Source organism: Paenibacillus sp. J5C2022 (assembly GCF_025567625.1).
Taxonomy (GTDB): domain Bacteria; phylum Bacillota; class Bacilli; order Paenibacillales; family Paenibacillaceae; genus Pristimantibacillus.
Genome location: NZ_JAOQJC010000044.1, coordinates 48579 through 66429, shown reverse-complemented (window position 1 = coordinate 66429; position 17851 = coordinate 48579). Strand labels below are relative to the sequence as shown.

Here is a 17851-nt window from a genome sequence, read left to right as displayed (position 1 = left end):
GAGGTCGAGTGTATGTGGCATACATAAAGAAGGCGGAAAGGCGGGAATGAGGAGGTCGAGTGTATGTGGCATACATAAGATGGGCGGAAAGGCAGAAATGAGGAGGTCGAGTGTATGTGACATACATAAAGAAGGCGGAAAGGCGGGAATGAGGAGGTCGAGTGTATGTGGCATACATAAAGAAGGCGGAAAGGCGGAAATGAGGAGGTCGAGTGTATGTGGCATACATAAGCCGGGCGGAAAGGCGGGAATGAGGAGGTCGAGTGTATGTGGCATACATAAGATGGGCGGAAAGGCGGGAATGAGGAGGTCTAGTGTATGTGGCATACATAAAGAAGGCGGAAAGGCAGAAATGAGGAGGTCGAGTGTATGTGGCATACATAAAGAAGGCGGAAAGGCGGGAATGAGGAGGTCGAGTGTATGTGGCATACATAAGATGGGCGGAAAGGCGGGAATGAGGAGGTCGAGTGTATGTGGCATACATAAAGAAGGCGGAAAGGCGGAAATGAGGAGGTCGAGTGTATGTGGCATACATAAGATGGGCAGAAAGGCGGAAATGAGGAGGTCGAGTGTATGTGGCATACATAAGATGGGCGGAAAGGCGGGAATGAGGAGGTCTAGTGTATGTGGCATACATAAAGAAGGCGGAAAGGCGGGAATGAGGAGGGGGTCATGATTTGAGCAAAATGTAGGCATGCTATGGAGAGGCAAATTACTGCAAAGGGGCAAATAGGAATGATGCATCAAGCGGCGATCATGTTCGACTTCAGCGAGGGCAATAGCGCGAGGATGGCATACGATATGTTGAACGAGCTTGGCTATGATCCTGTCATGCATGACGAGACCAGGCTGCATATCCATGTAGAGGGCAATGACCTCACTTCCGCACTGGAAATCGCACAGTCTCACGGCGGCAGACTTGTGGAGCAAAGAAACATGAGCGAAGAGGACATCACCAGTTCGGCTTACGAGCTCGAGAGTATTGCAATTCCGGCACATGTTGTCAATGAGGATCTCATTCAAGCAGAGGAGAGCGGCAACTTGGAGAATACTGCCGAAGGAGGCGGAGAGTTTTTGCCCGATTCGGAAAGCTACAACCACTTCCCAGGCGATGTACACATCTGATAAACGAATAGCCAATATCGATAAGCCGCTAAGTGAACTCTTTGGAGTCGTGAGGCGGCTTTTTAAGTACATACTTTTGCCATGTTGGAGTGACGAAAGCTCCCACGTGCCCGGATTGCGAGAGGTTGTGTGCAAAGTGACGAAAGCTCCCACGTGCCCGGATTGCGAGAGGTTGTGTGCAAAGTGACGAAAGCTCCCACGTGCCCGGATTGCGAGAGGTTGTGTGCAAAGTGACGAAAGCTCCCACATGCCCGGATTGCGAGAGGTTGTGTGCAAAGTGACGAAAGCTCCCACGTGCCCGATTTGCGAGAGGTTGTGTGCAAAGTGACGAAAGCTCCCACGTGCCCGGATTGCGAGAGGTTGTGTGCAAAGTGACGAAAGCTCCCACGTGCCCGGATTGCGAGAGGGTTGTGTGCAAAGTGACTAGAGCTCCCACGTGCCCGGTCTGCGAGAGGGGGGAAGTGCAATTCGATTCGCATAGCGCATAGATCCCCCTCCGGATTCCACGAGATTGCGCGCATGGTGTGTCTGATGCTCGCTACATGTATCAAGACTCTGTGAGCGCTGCTTGTGCCGCATGGAGGCCGGCATTGTAGCCCGTCGAGAAAGCGGCGGTAATATTGTAGCCACCCGTATAGCCGTGAATGTCCAAAATTTCGCCGCAGAAGTACAACCCGCCCATCAGCCTGGATTCCATCGATCCCGGATGAATCTCCTTCAGATGCACGCCGCCGCCGGTTACGAAGGCTTCCTCAATGGAGCGCGTGCCGCTAATCCACACCGGGAATGCCTTGGCTGTCTGCGCCAGCTCCAGCCACCCCTGCTTCGGAATATGATCGAATGTGATATCTTCCTTCACGCCGGACAACTGGAACAGCAGCGGCAGCATGCGCTCCGGAAGAACCGATTTGAGAACATTCTTGACGGCCTTCCTTGGCTCGGAACCGCACAGCTTCAGCGTGTATTGGAGCAGTTCATCAACGGACCACTCCGGCTTCAGATCAATTGTGGTCTTCACCGAGACGCCGGGATTCTTCTTCAGCTCCTTCACGATAAACCCGCTGCAACGAAGCGCAATCGGTCCCGACAAGCCGAAGTGGGTGAAGATCATATCACCCTCATGCTCGATTATCCGCTTGCCCTTGCTGTTCCAGACGGAGAGCGATACGTCCCGCAGCGACAGCCCCTGCAGCAGCTTGTTCTGGATGAACGGTTCTCTGGACGTCAGCGGAACTTCCGTCGGGAACAGCTCCACGATTCTGTGACCCGCTTCCTCCGCCCAAGCGTAACCGTCACCTGTAGAACCGGTATGAGGAACCGACTTGCCGCCTACCGCGACAATAACGGAGCTGCTGTGCAACTGCTCGCCTCCCTGCAATTGTACACCTGCGACGTGACCATCCTTATAAATTACTTTCTCTACAGGGCTGTTTGTCCGAATGTCTACGCCAAGCTCGCGCACCTTCCTGACGAGCGCATCCACGACGGATTTTGCTTTGTCCGTAACCGGGAACATTCTGCCGTTGTCTTCCTCCTTCAGCTTAATGCCCAGCCCTTCGAAAAACGCGATAATGTCGCTATTGTTGAAGGTGGCGAATGCGCTGTACAGATATCTGCCGTTGCCGGGGATATGCTTGATCAGCTCATCGAGTTCCTTCGCATTCGTTACATTGCAGCGTCCGCCACCGGAGATGCCAAGCTTTCGTCCCAGCTTGTCCCCTTTGTCGAGAAGCAGCACATTGGCGCCGTTCTCGCCTGCAGCGACCCCTGCCATTAATCCGGACGAACCCGCGCCAATGATAATTACATCATATTTCATGATATTGCTCCTATTGTCGGTATTAGATATCGTTAACAAAGTCTATAGTCAAATGCAAGCTTTACAGTATAATTTAGTTATTATACACCAATAAGGAGGAGAATGGTGAATGCGGCTCGAACAATGGCAGTAACAGGTGCTGAAATGTGAGTGCTCTATATCAAGAGCTATGCCAACAGGGGCAAGACGTCCCGTTGCACTTGTTCAAAGTCATGTGAGCATATCGGACATTGCGGGCATGTGGCGCAGTACATAATCGCCGCCGATAATGATGTAGCCGCTTTCGACAAGCAAGGCCATGGCTATTCCGCATGGATGCGGGCATCCCTGAACAATCTACCATGAGTTGAACATACAGCAACTGTTTTGTCTGAAGCAAGGAGCAAGAAGCAAGCATCCGGAACCAGCCTTAAGGTCACGGTACATCATGCAATTGACATTTTCCGCGTTAGAATGTGCACAGGCTTGACCCCGACACAAGTTCATACGGAGCAGATCCGGACTTGCTCTTACCCCATGCCGGCGAACGGACAAGCGGCCGGAAAGCTGGGAGAACGATGCGAAAGATGCCGTGGAATAATAATATTCACGAAGTACGATGATGTAGAGGGCTTGCGAAACGGAAAATCATCGGATGGATGAACCTGCATCTCTCGTAAATTCCAATTAAAGGAGGCGCGGTCTTCAGTGCTGAAGGATTTGTTGCTTCAATTTTTCCTATCCGTTCTACCCGTTTTTGCATTTTTGCTTTGGCATGATAAAGAACGCGGCTGGCAAGGCTTCAAGTTGTTTATGTCGGCTACAAGCGGAGCGGCCATGATGCTATGCGTCCTTACTTCGACACAGCTCCACGTATACGATGTCGATTTTCGCATGGTTCCTTATATTATTGGTTCGCTATACGGCGGTTACCGCTCCCTTGCCGGACTTACCGTTCTGTACATACTCCTTAGAATTCCGTTTCTGGAGACGACACCAGAGGTGATCTCATTCGTCGTGTTCTTGCTCGTCGTCATCCCGTTGCTCGCAATATCCGTCCGCAAGTTCCAGGATGTCAGCTCGCTGCGCAGAGAGAGAATAGGCGCAGGGATTATTGCCGGCATCATTCTGTACTACACCTTATCCATGAACGCCTACTTGCTAATTAACGGAATCGGATGGTCCTACAGCGTCGGCGTGACGTTCCTGCTCGCATCCATCGGCTTGTGGCTGGCTTGCTGGCTATCCATATATATAATCGAAGGCATTACAGAGAAGCAGTCGCTCCACGATGAAGTGAAGCAGCTGTCGGCAAGCTACCGCAACGAGGTGGAGAAGCTGCAGCAATTCATCGACAAGGCGCCGCTTGCCGTCATGATTGTAGATCCAGAAGGGAAAATTACGCACGCGAACGAGGAATCGGTGAAACTGTTAAGCTTGAAGGAGCAGTATACGGGCGCAAGCGGCCTGCTGGACGAGAAGTACGACGAAGTGTTCCAGACGGAGGAGGGAAGTACCGGGAAGCAGCTGCTTGAAGGCGCGCTGAACGGCTCCGCTTCCACGTTGACGCCATATTTGGAAGAGGAGAAAATGCTTCTCTACACGTCTGTTGCGATGTGGGATGTGATGGATCAGCATATTTCCGGCGCGGCCCTCATTGCCCAGGATATAACGGAACTTAGTCAGCTTCGGAACGAAGTGGGCCGTATGGAGCGGTTAAGCCTGGTTGGGCAGATGGCCGCCAGCATAACGCATGAAATTCGCAACCCGATGGCTGTCATTCGAGGCTTCGTTCAATTGATTCAAGAGCGCAGTCCGGAAAGCCAATTTGAATATTTCCGCATTATTATGGAAGAGCTGGACCGTACGAACCTGATCATTAACGACTTCCTGTCGCTGGCTCAGAACAGGGAGCTAAAGATGGAACCGGTGTCATTGAACAATACGATCAGGGACCTGGTGCCGCTGCTCAGCGCAGACGCGAATCTGCGGGGACAGACGCTGGATGTGAGTCTATGCGAGGACTTGCCGCTGATGATGCTGAACGACCGGGAAATGAAGCAGATGCTGCTTAATCTGGCTCGCAACGGGATGGAAGCGATGGATGAGAAGGGACGGCTTTCGATTAGCACGACTTATACCAACGAAGAAATTTGCGTCTGCATAGCCGATGAGGGAATTGGGATACCCGAGGATAAAATCAACCGGTTGTTCGAGCCGTTCTATACGACGAAAACAAGAGGAACCGGTCTTGGCCTTCCCTTATGTCTGAGCATTGCGGAACGCCATAGAGGCAGAATCGATGTGACCAGCAAAGAAGGCCAAGGCACGACTTTCCATGTCACATTCAACATTTCTTCTCCGATTCCCGAGCATAATAAGTATTAAATTGAATTCAGGAGGAGAGCGCATGCCCCACCGTAACGGTCACAACGATTCCAAGGCGCAGAGGAGCCAGGCGGCGCGCAATGCAGCCAGAAGCTCGGCAGCTGACGCGAACGGCATCGACAAGAAGCTGAACGGACCGAACCGCCCATCCACATAGCTTTCCAAGAGCAGCCGGAGCGTATAGCTTCGGTTGCTTTATTTTCGCAAGGAACGTTATAATAGTAGCTAAATTGGAATTATTCAAAGGGAGTGTATGATGATGTCAATGTCATTCGAAAGATATATGCTGGATATGGTGCAGCCGATGCGCGACGAGTTGACCAGATTGGGCATTCAAGAGCTTCGTACTGCTGAAGAAGTAGAGAGCAATCTTCCCGATGCGAAAGGAACGGCGCTTGTCGTCGTGAACTCCGTATGCGGCTGTGCGGCGGGACAATGCCGTCCCGGCGTAGCGGAAGCGCTCAAGCACAGCAAGACGCCGGATCATCTGTTCACAGTGTTCGCGGGACAGGACAAGGAAGCTACAGCGAAGGCTCGCGAATACTTTGCACCGTATCCGCCGTCGTCTCCTTCAATCGCATTAATGAAGAACGGCGAACTGGTTCACTTCATCGAGCGGCACTCCGTCGAGAACCGTTCTGCAGCCGAGATTGCTGCGGACTTGACTGACGCTTTCGACAAATATTGCGACTAAAGGGTGTATGTCCATGAGCTTGCAGAAGCAAATAATTGAACGACTCGGCGTCAAGCCAACGATTGATCCGCAGGAAGAGATTCGCAAGAGAGTGGACTTCTTGAAGGAGTATGTGAAGAAATCCGGCACTTCGGGATTGCTCATTGCCATTAGCGGCGGCATCGACAGCGCTGTCGCGGCTGGCTTGTGCAAGCGCGCAACAGACGAGCTGAGCGAAGAGACGGGTCAGCCGTATATGACGCTGGGCGTCTTCCAGCCATACGGGCAGCAGTCGGACATCGCCGACAGCTATGCGGTTGCGGAAGCGTTCGGATTGGAGCATAAGGCGGAGACGAATATCGAGGAGGCGGTCGATGAGATCTCGCTTGAGGTGGAGCACGCCTTCAAGTCGCTCGGCATGCCGCGCCATATTAGCCGCGGAGGCAAGGGCAATGTCAAGGCGAGAACGCGGATGGTCGTGCAATATGCGCTTGCATTCGATCTGAACCTGCTAGTCGTCGGCACGGATCATGCATCGGAAGCGCTGACGGGCTTCTACACGAAGTGGGGAGACGGAGCGGTCGACGTTACGCCGCTCAGCTCTCTGAACAAGCGGCAGGTCCGCGAGCTGGCGTCCCATCTCGGAGTGCCTCAGTCCGTGCTGGACAAGGCGCCGACCGCAGGGTTGTGGGAAGGTCAGACGGACGAGGGGGAGCTTGGCATCAAGTATAGCGACAACAGCGATTACCTGGAGGGCAAGGATATCTCGCCGGAAGCCCGCGAGAAGCTGGAGCGGCAATACTTGAAGACGGAGCATAAGCGTTCTCCGATTCCCGGTATATAGCGGCAAGCGAAAGTCAAGACTGCTGGCAGATGCAATAGGCTGTCCGGCGGTCTTTTTTTTCGTGTCCATCGTGTGTTCACATTATTGCCAGCGATATGACTCGATCGAGTCATGCCGTTCGCGCGAGTACTTGATACAATGAAGGTTATGGGAAAATAGGGTGGCGCTAGCGTCAGACTGCGCCAACAAGTAACGTGTTGGAAGATTGGAGGTACATATGTTGAAACGAATGTTGGCAGCAGCTATTATGACTGCAGCCGTAATAGCAGGTGTGCTTGCGCCGATGGCGTTGGGAGCGGATGGCATTGTCATCGGACAGGATGCCACGTCCATCGCCGAAGCTGCAGGGGAGCATGATCATCATGCCGATGCCGATGGCGATCATAGCCATTTCGGCGGACAGCGGCTTATGGTCATTATGCGGATTGCGGAAGTGATCGCTGCTGCGGCAGCGGGGGGCTTCCTGTTTTTCCGCTATGTGCTGTATCGGAAGGAGAAGCTCCCAATTCCAAGTGCATTCACCCCGGATGCGGAGCGGTACTTGATGTTCGTCGTTGCCATGATCTGGCTGATGACGGGGTGGGCCAGAATCGGGATGCTGATGGATCAATTCGACGGGATACCGTTCGGTACGATAGCAGCATCGACGATGATTGGCAAGGTGGCGGTCATCCGCCTCGGTGGAGCTTTGCTATTGGCCTTGCTCGCATTCGCGCCGGAGAGCGAGAAGCTGTGGGCCAACCCGCTGAAGGGGATGACGGCGATCGGTCTGATCGTCACCTTCCCGCTGACAGGCCACGCCTACGCAGTCGCTTCCGGAGTCGGCGCTGCGGTGGCATCGCATGCTCTGCACATCGCGTTCGCGTCAATCTGGGCCGGCGGCTTGGCCGGCTTATGGGCTGTAAGCTTCGGAGGCGACCGTACAGATCAGCTTAATCGTCTCGCTGCGACATTTTCCAGATGGGCTCTTCCCAGTATCGTAATCCTTATAGGCAGCGGTGTGTGGCTGTCGATCGTTCATCTGTCGTCGTGGCGGGAGCTCTGGATGAGCGAGTACGGCATCATTGTTCTGGCGAAGAGCGTGCTGATGCTGCTTATCGTCTGCATTGGCATTCTTCACCGCAGCAAGCTAATGAGACTGCTGGAACGGGGGGAGAAGCGCAGCTTCACGACAGCGGTCCGCATTGAGATTGTGGCAGCGGTCGTTCTGTTCCTGCTGGCAGGCTGGCTGTCTTCGACTTCGCCTGCTCCGGTTGAGGAGAGCGCGCTGGCAGACAATCCATTCTATTGGCATGAGATGGGCGAGGAAGCTCATATGACGCTGCGAATGAATGAAGGAGCACATACCGGCGAGCAGCTCGTGAGACTGTATGTATGGCTGCCGGAGGGGCAAGGAGCGCCGAAGTCAGTAGCAGTCGGCTACCTGGACGGAGGTGGCGACGCTGCTGCCGAGGTGAACATTCCGATGGAGCCGATGCCGGAAGGTGAGGAGAAGACGTTTGATTTTCCGGGCTTTACGAAGTACAGCTACCGCGCCGAAGGCGCCTATCTGCCTGCGGAAGCGACCGGCGAGGTTATGGTGGAGCTTACGGATGCCAACGGGAAAGCATTTCACTATACACGTCAGTTCCCTTAGCATTGATCGCGTTAGCAGAGAGCGTTGACAATGCCCTCGCCATCTGCTACGCTCTCCATCAAAGACAAGGACGGGTGATGGCATGATAACGGGAATCGGTCATGATATGACGGATGTGGACCGAATTGCGGAAGCGGTCGGAGGAAGGGCGGGACAGCGCTTTATGGAGCGGGTTCTGACGGAGGCGGAGCGCAAGCTGGCCTCGAGCTATTCGGGAGTTAGGCTGCACGGCTTCGTGGCAGGGCGCTTCGCTGCCAAGGAAGCCGTCGTGAAGGCGTTCGGCTGCGGCATCGGCGCCGTGCTCGGCTTTCAGGATGTGGAGATCTTGCCTGATGCGAACGGCAAGCCGGTCTGTACGATTGGCGAAGCGGCGTGGAGCAGATTAGGGTTGCAGCCGGAATATATACGGCTCCATCTGACAATTACGCACGAGAAGAGCATCGCTTCCGCATTTGCGGTTGCGGAGCGGGTATAACGGTAACCTTTTGCCCATACTTGGAATGTATTGTAGCAAGCGGGGCGAAAGGAGTGGTCCTTGATGGATAGTTATAACAACCGCGGCGCAAGGCGAAGCCGTCCGCATCGCTTCAAGACGGGGGATTGGGTGCAGCTAGGCGGCCTGTATTGTGATGATTGGGGAGAGAATATTATGCTTCTTCAAGGCGATCTGTTCCCCGGCAACCCTCAGATGGGAGATACAAGCTGGACGCTGCATGGACCTTCCATGGGCATAAGGCAGTCGCCCGGCGGCTGGAACAGGTATGATGCGGGCTTCTAACCGGCCGCACTTCTTCATTAGGCCGAGAAGCGGGGGATCTCGTGCTCTTGCCGATCAAGCAGCGATAGAAAGGATATGCCGGGGTTGCCGTGAGCAAGCCGTCTGGACATATCCTTTCTCTTCGTGCGGGAGCCGTCTCCCGTCAATCCGTTCGTCTTACTGATCTTGCCCGGAGCCTGCAAGCCATGTGGCAAGCCCGTTAATTTCCTCCTCGCTCAGCACGTCCTTGTACGGCTGCATAAGTCCGCCGCCCTCCTCTATTTGCATTGCAATCGCTTCGTAGCTCATGCGCTCTCCTACCTGCTGCAGATTCGTGTTGCCGCCGACAAGACCTTGAAGCTCGCTGCCGTGGCAGCTCAGGCATTGGGCTTTATATACGGCTTCAACCGCGGCTGGCGCATCCTTCAGTCGGACCTTGTCTCCTTCATTCACGCTCTGGCCGCAGCCAGCGGCAAGCGTAAGCGATGCGGCCGCTATGACTGTAATGAGAGGCATGGCGATACTTCGCTTCTCTTGTATTCGTGTACGTTGACGAGCAGCCTTTCCCATAAGCGAATCACTCCTATGTACATAGCCTGTTACCCCGTATAATATAGGATAGGGAATGAACAAACAACATAGAGCGCGCGGAATGTGCGATAATGGACACAATCCGTGTAACGCAATGTACACAATCGTGGAAGGCATAGGGGAAAGGGAGTCATAATGACAATATCAACAGAGCAATATTTCAGCACGGAGCTGCTAGCCTGGTACCGAATGCAGAAGCGCGATCTGCCGTGGAGACAGAATCGCGATCCCTACCGAATATGGGTATCGGAAATTATGCTGCAGCAGACGAGGGTGGACACGGTCATCCCGTATTATCTGAGGTTCATGGAGAAGTTCCCGACTGTGCGCGCGCTGGCGGAGGCGCCGGAGGAGGAAGTGCTCAAGTGCTGGGAAGGGCTCGGCTATTATTCCAGGGCAAGGAATCTGCAGGCCGGCGCCAGAATGGTCGTAGAGCTGTATGACGGCATCATTCCGGACGATACGGCCTCCGTATCGGGTCTGAAGGGAGTGGGGCCCTATACGACGGGCGCCATTATGAGCATCGCCTTCAACCGGCCCGAGCCTGCCGTGGATGGCAATGTGATGCGCGTGCTGTCGCGTTACTTCTGTCTAGAGGAGGATATCGCGCGGCCTGCTACCCGCGTCGGCATTGAGAAGCTTGCCGCTTCGCTTATACCGGAAGGAGAGGCGGGCGATTTCAATCAGGCGCTGATGGAGCTTGGAGCGCTCGTATGCACCCCGAAGTCGCCGAGCTGCCTGCCTTGCCCGGTCATGGAGCATTGCGCAGCGCGCATAGCGGGCCGCGAGCTGGAGCTGCCCGTCAAGACGAAGGCGAAGCCGCCACGAGTGGAGCTGCGCGCGAGTGTCATCGTAACGGGACAAGGCGAACACGAGGGCAAGGTGCTCGTCCGGCAGAGAGCGGATTCGGGACTGCTGGCAGGCATGTGGGAGTTGCCTCATCTCCTGATACCGGAAGGAGGCAAGGTGTGGTTCCCGGAGGCGGAGCGGGAGCGGAACGGCGAGGTGGCTGAGCAGTTGGCGCGAATGATCGACGAGGAAGCCGGCGTGTTGATCAGACCGCATGGCTTGCGCGGCGATGCGGATCACATATTCAGCCATATTCATTGGAAGATGCGCATATATGAAGCGGATACGGGCATGGCGGACAAGGTCAATGCAGACAAGGTCAATGCGGTCGAACCGCTTGCCGCGGCGGAAGCGCCGGCTGTCTATAACGTGTCTTCGCCTTATAGATGGATCGGCAGGGAGGATATGGACGAGCTTCCGTTCCCTAATCTCTTCTTGCGCATACTGAACGGCTTCTGGGAAGGCAGTAGGCAGCAGTAATAAGCAATCATATTCTTAGATGATGAAGGAGATGGCAATCATGGCATTCGAGGGCAATATGCAGGAGCTGCTGGTGAAGCACAAGATCGTTGCGATTCTGCGAGGTGTGGAGAAGTCTTACGCCGACGATACGGCCAAAGCGTTGATCGAGGGCGGCATCCGGCTGATGGAGATCACGATGAATACGGAAGGCGCTACCGGCATGATCGAACGCTGGCGGACGGTATTCGGAACGGAAGCGGCGATCGGTGCCGGCACCGTAACGGATATCGAGCTGGCGGAGCAGGCGGTGGCCGCCGGAGCGCAGTTCCTCATCTCGCCTAATTTGGACGAAGAGGTGATCGCGTACGGCAAGGAGCGCGGCGTTGCGGTGTGGCCGGGAGTGATGACGCCGACCGAGATCGTGAAGGCCTGGAAGGCGGGAGCGGAAGCCGTCAAGCTGTTCCCGATGGGAACGCTGGGCGTCGGCTATCTGAAGGAAATTCGCGCACCACTTAACCATATCCCGATCATGGCTACCGGCGGAGTCGATCTGCACAACATTCGGGATTACTTCCAGGCCGGCGCTTGCGCGGTCGGAATGGGCGGCAAGCTGGTCAATCTGGACTGGGCCAGAGCGGGCGAATTCCATAAGATCGCGGCAAGAGCCAAGTCGTTCACGGATGCTGTTAAAGACCTGTAAGGTGAGGAGGCGCATCTAGCGCAATGGGATTATTGGTAGCAGTAGTACTACTGGCAGCCGCGGCAGCGCTTCTCGCCGCTGCCGCGTTATGGCGCATCGGAGCTGCGAGCCAGCAGCCGAGAATCGTGCAGAACGACGCCCTGCCGGATGAGCGAATCGAGTGGAGCGAGACAACCTTCACAAGCGGCAGCTCCCGACTGGCGGGATGGCTGCTGCAGCCAGTTGGCGGCGCGCGTGCGAGCAATCCGCTGGTCATCGTCGCTCACGGCTGGGGCTCCAATCGTTCCAGAGTGCTGCGTTATGCCTATCCACTGTGCGAGGCGGGGTATGCCGTACTCATGTACGATGCCAGAAGCCATGGGGAGAGCGAGCGGATTAAGGCTCCGTCTGCGCTTATGTTCAGAGACGATGTGCTGGCCGCTGTGCGCTATGCCCGGACGCTGCCGGGTATTGATCCCGAGCGGATCGCGCTGCTGGGCCATTCGTTGGGCGGCTTCGGCTCCTTGCTGGCAATTGCGGAAGGGCTGGACGTAAGCGCGATCGTGACGGATTCCATGCCGGTCAAGTTCGAGACGATGCTGCAGGCGGAATTGAAGCGCAAGGGGCTGCCGAAATTCCCGTTAGCGTATGTAATTCCGGCGGTATGGCTGCTCCGGGCGGGCATATCGCGGGAGCAGTTCCGCAGGGCGGATATCCCCGCGATCCTGGGGGATTGGTGCCGGCGCACGAAGTCTCGCATCCCGATACTGATGATTCATTCCCATGGAGACGATTTCATCCCGGCTACGGACTTGCAGCAGCTGGAGAAGCAGCAGTCGGCGGGATGCTTGCAGACGTTGTATGTGTCGTCGGAAGGGCATAGCGCTTCCCAGCAGGACCCTGCGTTCTGGAATAGCGTGCTGCCGTTCCTGCATGCTGCGCTCGTTCCATGCGGGCAGGAGAAGCAGCCGGATAAGCGGCTTGAAGCGAGAATCGGAGAGAGCTGAGCAGGGGTCGGAGCTAAGGGGTCCGGTAATTCAGGATGTTGAGTTTCTGATCCGCCTGCAGCGTTCCGGGCATCATTTTGCAATGGCAGCATAAGATGGGTATGAGGACAAGGGAGGTGATGACGGTTGAGAGGGACGGTAATGAAGCTTGTATTGCTGCTGCTTGCCGTGGGAGCGATATACGCCATGGAGCTCAAGCTGGACTTGTTCCCTGCCGCTATGGAGGCGGAGGACAGCATGTCCGTCCATTATCGGCCGCCGGAGACGACGCAGGCTCCGCCTGCCGCTGAGCGAACCGAGCATCACCAGGTTGTCTCCTCCCCTGTCGACAAGGAATACGAGGAGCTGGAATTGGAGATCGCCGAAGGCTTCCGTTCCCGCTTGGACCGGTTCACCCTCTCCCATAAAGGGGAGAGAGAGAAGCTGTCGGAGAAGATGGGCGATATTGTTCGAGCTGCGCTCAGGCGAGACGATTACTCCGCCTATATTCTGGAGTCGTATATGTATACGATCCGCAGCTTGGGCAATCTGTCCAGAATTACGATCGAGGCGCGTTACCGGGAGACGAAGGCGGAGACGGCTGCGGTAGACCGAAAGGTGAGCGAGACGCTGGCGGAGATCATAAAGCCGGCTATGAACGAGCACGAGCAGGTCAAGGCTATTCACGACTGGATTGTTACGCATGTCGCTTACGATGAATCGTTGACCTATTACACCGCTTACGACGCGATTGATCACGGACAGACGGTATGTCAAGGTTATACCTTGCTGGGGTATAAAATGCTGAAGGAGTCCGGTATTCCCGTTCTTATTGCGGAAGGATCGGTGAACACGGGCGAACATGCGTGGAATATGGTTCAATTGGATGGCAAGTGGTATCACCTGGATATGACGTGGGATGATCCGGTAGGCGCCGACCCCGATAACGGAATAAGCTATTCGTATTACTTGAAAAGTGATGATGAGCTTCGCAGGGATCACGACTGGACGAGAGATTATCCCAAAGCCGGCTCAGTCTATGCGGATACACTGACTGCACTGGCGGAATCGGGCAGCGAGCGGGAAGCGCAGCGGTACGGGAAGCTGAAGCTGGCGTTGGGACTGCACTGGCTGGATGCAGAGCGAACGGTAAGCGGAAAGGAGCAGTTAAAGCGAATAATTGCAGAGGCGGTGCGTACCGGCACGTCGCAATTGCAGTTCCGCTATGTGGACGGAAGCTCCTTCCCCGACGCGCTCAAGGCTGCCGTCCAGCACGAAAGCGGCTCGTACGGGTACAGAGCGAGCTACGAGCCTTACGGCGGCGACGGCTCCCTGCTCGTAGATTTGCAACTGCAATACCGGTAAGCTGCGCATGAACTGCTCTTACGCGTTGTGCTGCACGGCAATCCTCCCGAAGACGAAGGAAGGACGCCTGGAGGCGTCCTCGTCCTGAGGCTACTTAACAGACGGACCCTCAAGCTTATGCTTGGGGGTCTTCCTTGCGCGCGGCGGTCATCTGCTGCCATATCGTGCCGGCCGCTTCTTCGCCGCGCTGGATGCGCTCCATCGCGATCTTCGCTTGCAGTTGAACCTCGAATTCGGGATCGTTCGCCGCATTCTGCAAGGCAGGAAGCGCAGTATCGTCCCCGACTTCATAGAGGAAGCGGGCTGCACGCCATCGAACCAGCTTGTTCTTGTCCTCCAGCGCTTCGATCATGGCGCCGATCGCATCCTTGTCGCCCAGATCGGACAGCGTGTCGCCAGCCGTCCGCCTGACGGATGCGGAGGAGTCCTTCAGCGCTCTGATCAGCAGCTGAAGCGCCTCCTTATTGGCGATATCGCCGAGATAGATGACGGCAAGCCGCCTGACGGAAGTGTTGTCATCGGCGATTGCCCGGGCAAGCAGCGGCAAGCCTTCCGGCGCGCTTACATATCTATCCAGCGCCGCGTATCGCTCCTGCCACGTCTCCGACTTGAACTGCTCCTGCACCTCTTCCAGCGACAGCGGCGCGGGACGAACGGGCAGTGAAGCCTCGCCAGTATCCGATGATCCCATCGCTTGAGCGGCCTTCACCAGCTCGTCCAGCCTCTCATCTGTATAGGAAGCTTCCAGCTCGCGTACAATCTCTGAGGCGATATCCTCCGGATCGCCGTAGCGGACGCCGAACTCTTCCAGCTTGCGTTCGCGGATCATGGAGGAGCCGGCGGCCTTGCCCACCGCTTCGGCGAATTGGGGCGGCAGCGCGGAACGGACCTCGCTGTCTCCTGTGCGTACTCGCACCTGCATCGGAATGCCGCGGAACATCTGGACTAGCACCTCCGCTTCTCCGAAGCTGGTGGCGATGCCTTCGCCGTCAGCCACGCCGTCCCCGCCTTCTTCACTGGCAAGAAGCGTTCTGGCGTCCGCCAGTATGCGCGCCCAATCCGCTCCCGGCTTGCGGTCCAGCGCAATGAAGTCGGCGGTTCGGAACAATCCTCTTACCCCGTCGATGCGCAGCAGGCTTCCGAGCGGCTCCGGAACTTCTTCATACTGCGAGGATGTATAGGTTAAGCGCCGACCGCGCGGCAGCATTTCGTCAACGTTCAGCTTCATGGAATTCGGACTTGGCGTCGGTTCTATAGAGATTAACTTCATATTGAGTATCCCCTCCTTACCTGTAACTATATCATGATTACAGAAGGACGATCAAAATCGGCTGAATGTCTATAAGCGCCTGCTCCCGGCTTCGTCCTCGCGAGGGGTTGCGGGATTTGCAATGACTTCTTGACGCTGGTATCTTTAAGGAAAGTAGAAAATGTCACCATACAGACTTTTGGAATGATGAGACGACAAGGAGGAAGACCGTTTGCGTTTAAAAAGATATGCCAATCAAGAGTTCATCGAACAGCACAATTCATTCAAGCAATTCAAGAGATGGCGTAAGGAACGCGTCCGCAAGCTTCGCCAGAAGGACTACTCTTATGTCGTTCCCAACGTCAAGCCTGATACAGCTTTCATAAAGACTAACAAGCTGCTGCCCACGATTACCTGGATTGGCCATTCCACCTTCTTCATACAGCATAGCGGTCTCAATGTAATGACAGATCCCGTATGGGCGGGACAGATGGCATTCCAGAAGAGGCTTGCTCCACCCGGCATACCGATCGGCGACGTTCCTCCCGTCGATGTCATTCTTATCTCGCATTCCCACTACGACCACTTGAATGTTGCTTCCCTCCGGCGATTGACGGGCGACAAGCTGCTGTTGGTTCCATCGGGGCTGAAGTCCAAGCTGAAGCTGAAGGGGTTCCCGCAGGTGGAGGAGCTGAATTGGTGGGAGTCTGTGACGGTAGGAGATGTCAAGTTCACATTCGTCCCGTCCCAGCACTGGACGAGACGCAATCCGTGGGACATGAACAGCTCGCATTGGGGGGGCTGGGTGATGGAGTCCGTCGGCGGCAGATCGAGCGACTGGAGCGAGGAGGCGGCCGCTCAATCCGCCGCCTCGGCTGCGCAACATCCCGCATCTGCCGGTTCCACGCCACAGTATCTGCCTGCGCACAAGGCCCGCCCGGCGGTCTCGCCGGTGCCTACTGTTTATTTCGCAGGAGACAGCGGCTACTTCAAAGGCTTCAAGGAGGTAGGGGAGCGCTTCTCGATTGATGTGGCGCTTATGCCTATCGGCGCATACGAGCCGGAGTGGTTCATGGGACCGCAGCATGTGACACCGGAGGAGGCGCTGCAGGCGTTCCAGGATGTAGGAGCGCGCTGGTTCGTTCCGATGCATTACGGCGCGTTCAAGCTGGCTGACGATACGCCGCTGGAGGCGCTGGACCGGCTGGAGGCGGAGCGGGCGAGAAGAATGATCGAAGCCGAGCGGATGATTCTGCTTCCGCATGGCGAGACATGGCGATTATGGTCGAGACAATAGACAGGGGGAGATCGTATGGGACAATCTGATATGCAATTGGGCATTATCGGCGCGGGAGCGATTGGCAACGTTCACATGGGGACATTCTCGCAAGTGGAAGGGGTGCAGGTCGCGTCGGTAACGGATGTATACCTGCCCCTCGCCAGGCAGAGAGCGGAAGAGCATGGCATAACGCAGGTGCACGACAGCCCGCAGGCAATGCTGGAGGATGAGTGTATTGACGCCGTCGTTATCGGTGTGCCCAATCAGTTCCATGCCGAGCTGGCAATCGCGGCGCTGAAGCGCGGCAAGCACGTCCTGCTGGAGAAGCCGATGGCAATTAATGCGAAGGCGGCGCGCGATATTGTCACGGCTGCGGAGCAATCGGGGAAAGTACTTATGATGTCTCATCAGATGCGCTGGCTCGGCCTCAGTCGAGCAGCGAAAGCGCTGATCGACAACGGAGAGACTGGACGCATCTATCATGCGAAGGCGGGCTGGTTCCGCAGGAAGGGAATACCGGGCTGGGGCTCCTGGTTCACGCGGATGGACCAGTCGGGCGGCGGGCCGCTTATCGACATCGGCGTTCATATGCTCGATCTGACGCTGTACTTGATGGGCAATCCCAGGCCGATATCGGTATATGGCTCGACTTATGCGGAATTTGGTCCGAATCGTGAAGGGCTGGGCAACTGGGGAACGCCGAATTGGGACGGCTATTACGATGTCGAGGATCTGGCATCGGCGCTGATCAAGCTCGACAACGGCAGCACATTGTCACTGGAGGTTAGCTGGGCTGCGCATTCCGCATCATTGCCGGAGAAGCCGTTCGTGCATCTGATGGGAACGAAGGGCGGCATCGGCATCGTCGGCGATAAGGGCACCTTCGTGACCCATCGAGACAACGAAGCGGTCGAGAGCGAGATCGCTCCGCTGGAAGGCGAAGTCGAGCGCGTATTGATGGCGAATCACTTCGCGGAGTGCGTGCGGCACGGCAAGCAGCCGATTACTTCCGCCATGTCGGGTTATGTCAACAATCGCATTCTGGATGCGATCTACGAGTCGTCCCGCACGGGCGGCGAAGTGAAGCTGAGCTGGAACGAATAAACGTTAATTCTACCAATCATCCAATATGGCATAAAGCGTAGACTGTGCTATAATAGTTCGAGAATA

At 55.9% G+C, this 17851-nt stretch carries 19 protein-coding genes; 15 read left to right on the top strand and 4 right to left on the bottom strand.

Annotation, left to right across the window (positions count from 1 at the left end; all coding sequences use genetic code 11):
* Both M6D81_RS26155 and M6D81_RS26150 read left to right on the top strand, forming a co-directional pair.
* On the top strand, positions 1-676 hold a 676-nt coding region (locus tag M6D81_RS26155), incomplete at its 5' end, for a hypothetical protein (RefSeq protein WP_262680123.1).
* Positions 677-735: 59 nt separating this feature from the next.
* A complete protein-coding gene (locus M6D81_RS26150; RefSeq protein WP_262680122.1) occupies positions 736-1125 on the top strand; it encodes a hypothetical protein in 390 nt (129 codons plus the stop codon).
* Between the two features lie 547 nt (positions 1126-1672).
* Here the strand turns inward: M6D81_RS26150 and M6D81_RS26145 are convergent.
* Positions 1673-2944: a BaiN/RdsA family NAD(P)/FAD-dependent oxidoreductase gene (locus M6D81_RS26145; protein WP_262680121.1), complete on the bottom strand. Its 1272-nt coding sequence runs from the start codon at positions 2942-2944 to the stop codon at positions 1673-1675.
* A gap of 687 nt (positions 2945-3631) precedes the next feature.
* On the opposite strand from M6D81_RS26145, the gene M6D81_RS26140 reads away from it, so the two are divergent.
* The 7 genes from M6D81_RS26140 (at position 3632) to M6D81_RS26110 (ending at position 9242) form a co-directional block, all read left to right on the top strand.
* On the top strand, positions 3632-5311 hold the full coding sequence (locus M6D81_RS26140; protein WP_262680120.1) for an ATP-binding protein: 1680 nt from the start codon (positions 3632-3634) through the stop codon (positions 5309-5311).
* Between the two features lie 22 nt (positions 5312-5333).
* Positions 5334-5468, top strand: a complete 135-nt coding sequence (locus tag M6D81_RS26135; RefSeq protein WP_262680119.1) for a hypothetical protein — start codon at positions 5334-5336, stop codon at positions 5466-5468.
* Positions 5469-5570: 102 nt separating this feature from the next.
* Positions 5571-6005: a BrxA/BrxB family bacilliredoxin gene (locus M6D81_RS26130; protein ID WP_262680126.1), complete on the top strand. Its 435-nt coding sequence runs from the start codon at positions 5571-5573 to the stop codon at positions 6003-6005.
* Between the two features lie 13 nt (positions 6006-6018).
* Positions 6019-6828 (top strand): ammonia-dependent NAD(+) synthetase, encoded by an 810-nt coding sequence (nadE, locus tag M6D81_RS26125; protein ID WP_262680118.1) that lies wholly within the window; start codon positions 6019-6021, stop codon positions 6826-6828.
* 217 nt (positions 6829-7045) lie between these two features.
* Positions 7046-8464, top strand: coding sequence for a copper resistance D family protein (locus tag M6D81_RS26120; RefSeq protein WP_262680117.1), 1419 nt, complete (start codon positions 7046-7048; stop codon positions 8462-8464).
* Positions 8465-8546: 82 nt separating this feature from the next.
* On the top strand, positions 8547-8939 hold the full coding sequence (acpS, locus tag M6D81_RS26115) for a holo-ACP synthase (RefSeq protein WP_262680116.1): 393 nt from the start codon (positions 8547-8549) through the stop codon (positions 8937-8939).
* 63 nt (positions 8940-9002) lie between these two features.
* The gene (locus tag M6D81_RS26110; RefSeq protein WP_262680115.1) at positions 9003-9242 is read left to right on the top strand and encodes a hypothetical protein; all 240 of its coding nucleotides are present in this window, start codon (positions 9003-9005) and stop codon (positions 9240-9242) included.
* A gap of 17 nt (positions 9243-9259) precedes the next feature.
* Here the strand turns inward: M6D81_RS26110 and M6D81_RS26105 are convergent, their stop codons facing one another.
* The gene (locus M6D81_RS26105; RefSeq protein WP_262680114.1) at positions 9260-9436 is read right to left on the bottom strand and encodes a hypothetical protein; all 177 of its coding nucleotides are present in this window, start codon (positions 9434-9436) and stop codon (positions 9260-9262) included.
* Positions 9399-9791, bottom strand: a complete 393-nt coding sequence (locus M6D81_RS26100; protein WP_262680113.1) for a c-type cytochrome — start codon at positions 9789-9791, stop codon at positions 9399-9401. Before M6D81_RS26100 ends, M6D81_RS26105 begins: the two co-directional genes overlap by 38 nt.
* 156 nt (positions 9792-9947) lie before the next feature.
* Here M6D81_RS26100 and mutY point away from each other — a divergent pair, with 156 nt between their 5' ends.
* The 4 genes from mutY (at position 9948) to M6D81_RS26080 (ending at position 14153) form a co-directional block, all read left to right on the top strand.
* The gene (gene mutY, locus M6D81_RS26095) at positions 9948-11141 is read left to right on the top strand and encodes an A/G-specific adenine glycosylase (RefSeq protein WP_262680112.1); all 1194 of its coding nucleotides are present in this window, start codon (positions 9948-9950) and stop codon (positions 11139-11141) included.
* A 40-nt stretch (positions 11142-11181) separates the two neighbouring features.
* Positions 11182-11823, top strand: coding sequence for a bifunctional 4-hydroxy-2-oxoglutarate aldolase/2-dehydro-3-deoxy-phosphogluconate aldolase (locus M6D81_RS26090; RefSeq protein ID WP_262680111.1), 642 nt, complete (start codon positions 11182-11184; stop codon positions 11821-11823).
* 23 nt (positions 11824-11846) lie between these two features.
* Complete coding sequence (locus M6D81_RS26085; protein ID WP_262680110.1) at positions 11847-12809, top strand: alpha/beta hydrolase; 963 nt, start codon at positions 11847-11849, stop codon at positions 12807-12809.
* 126 nt (positions 12810-12935) lie between these two features.
* Complete coding sequence (locus M6D81_RS26080; protein ID WP_262680109.1) at positions 12936-14153, top strand: transglutaminase domain-containing protein; 1218 nt, start codon at positions 12936-12938, stop codon at positions 14151-14153.
* A 115-nt stretch (positions 14154-14268) separates the two neighbouring features.
* Here M6D81_RS26080 and M6D81_RS26075 read toward each other — a convergent pair whose 3' ends face one another.
* Complete coding sequence (locus M6D81_RS26075) at positions 14269-15423, bottom strand: conserved virulence factor C family protein (protein ID WP_262680108.1); 1155 nt, start codon at positions 15421-15423, stop codon at positions 14269-14271.
* A 211-nt stretch (positions 15424-15634) separates the two neighbouring features.
* Between M6D81_RS26075 and M6D81_RS26070 the strand changes: the two genes are divergently transcribed.
* Positions 15635-16699, top strand: a complete 1065-nt coding sequence (locus tag M6D81_RS26070; protein ID WP_262680107.1) for an MBL fold metallo-hydrolase — start codon at positions 15635-15637, stop codon at positions 16697-16699.
* 15 nt (positions 16700-16714) lie between these two features.
* The gene (locus M6D81_RS26065; RefSeq protein ID WP_262680106.1) at positions 16715-17785 is read left to right on the top strand and encodes a Gfo/Idh/MocA family protein; all 1071 of its coding nucleotides are present in this window, start codon (positions 16715-16717) and stop codon (positions 17783-17785) included.
* The last annotated feature ends 66 nt before the right edge of the window (positions 17786-17851 follow it).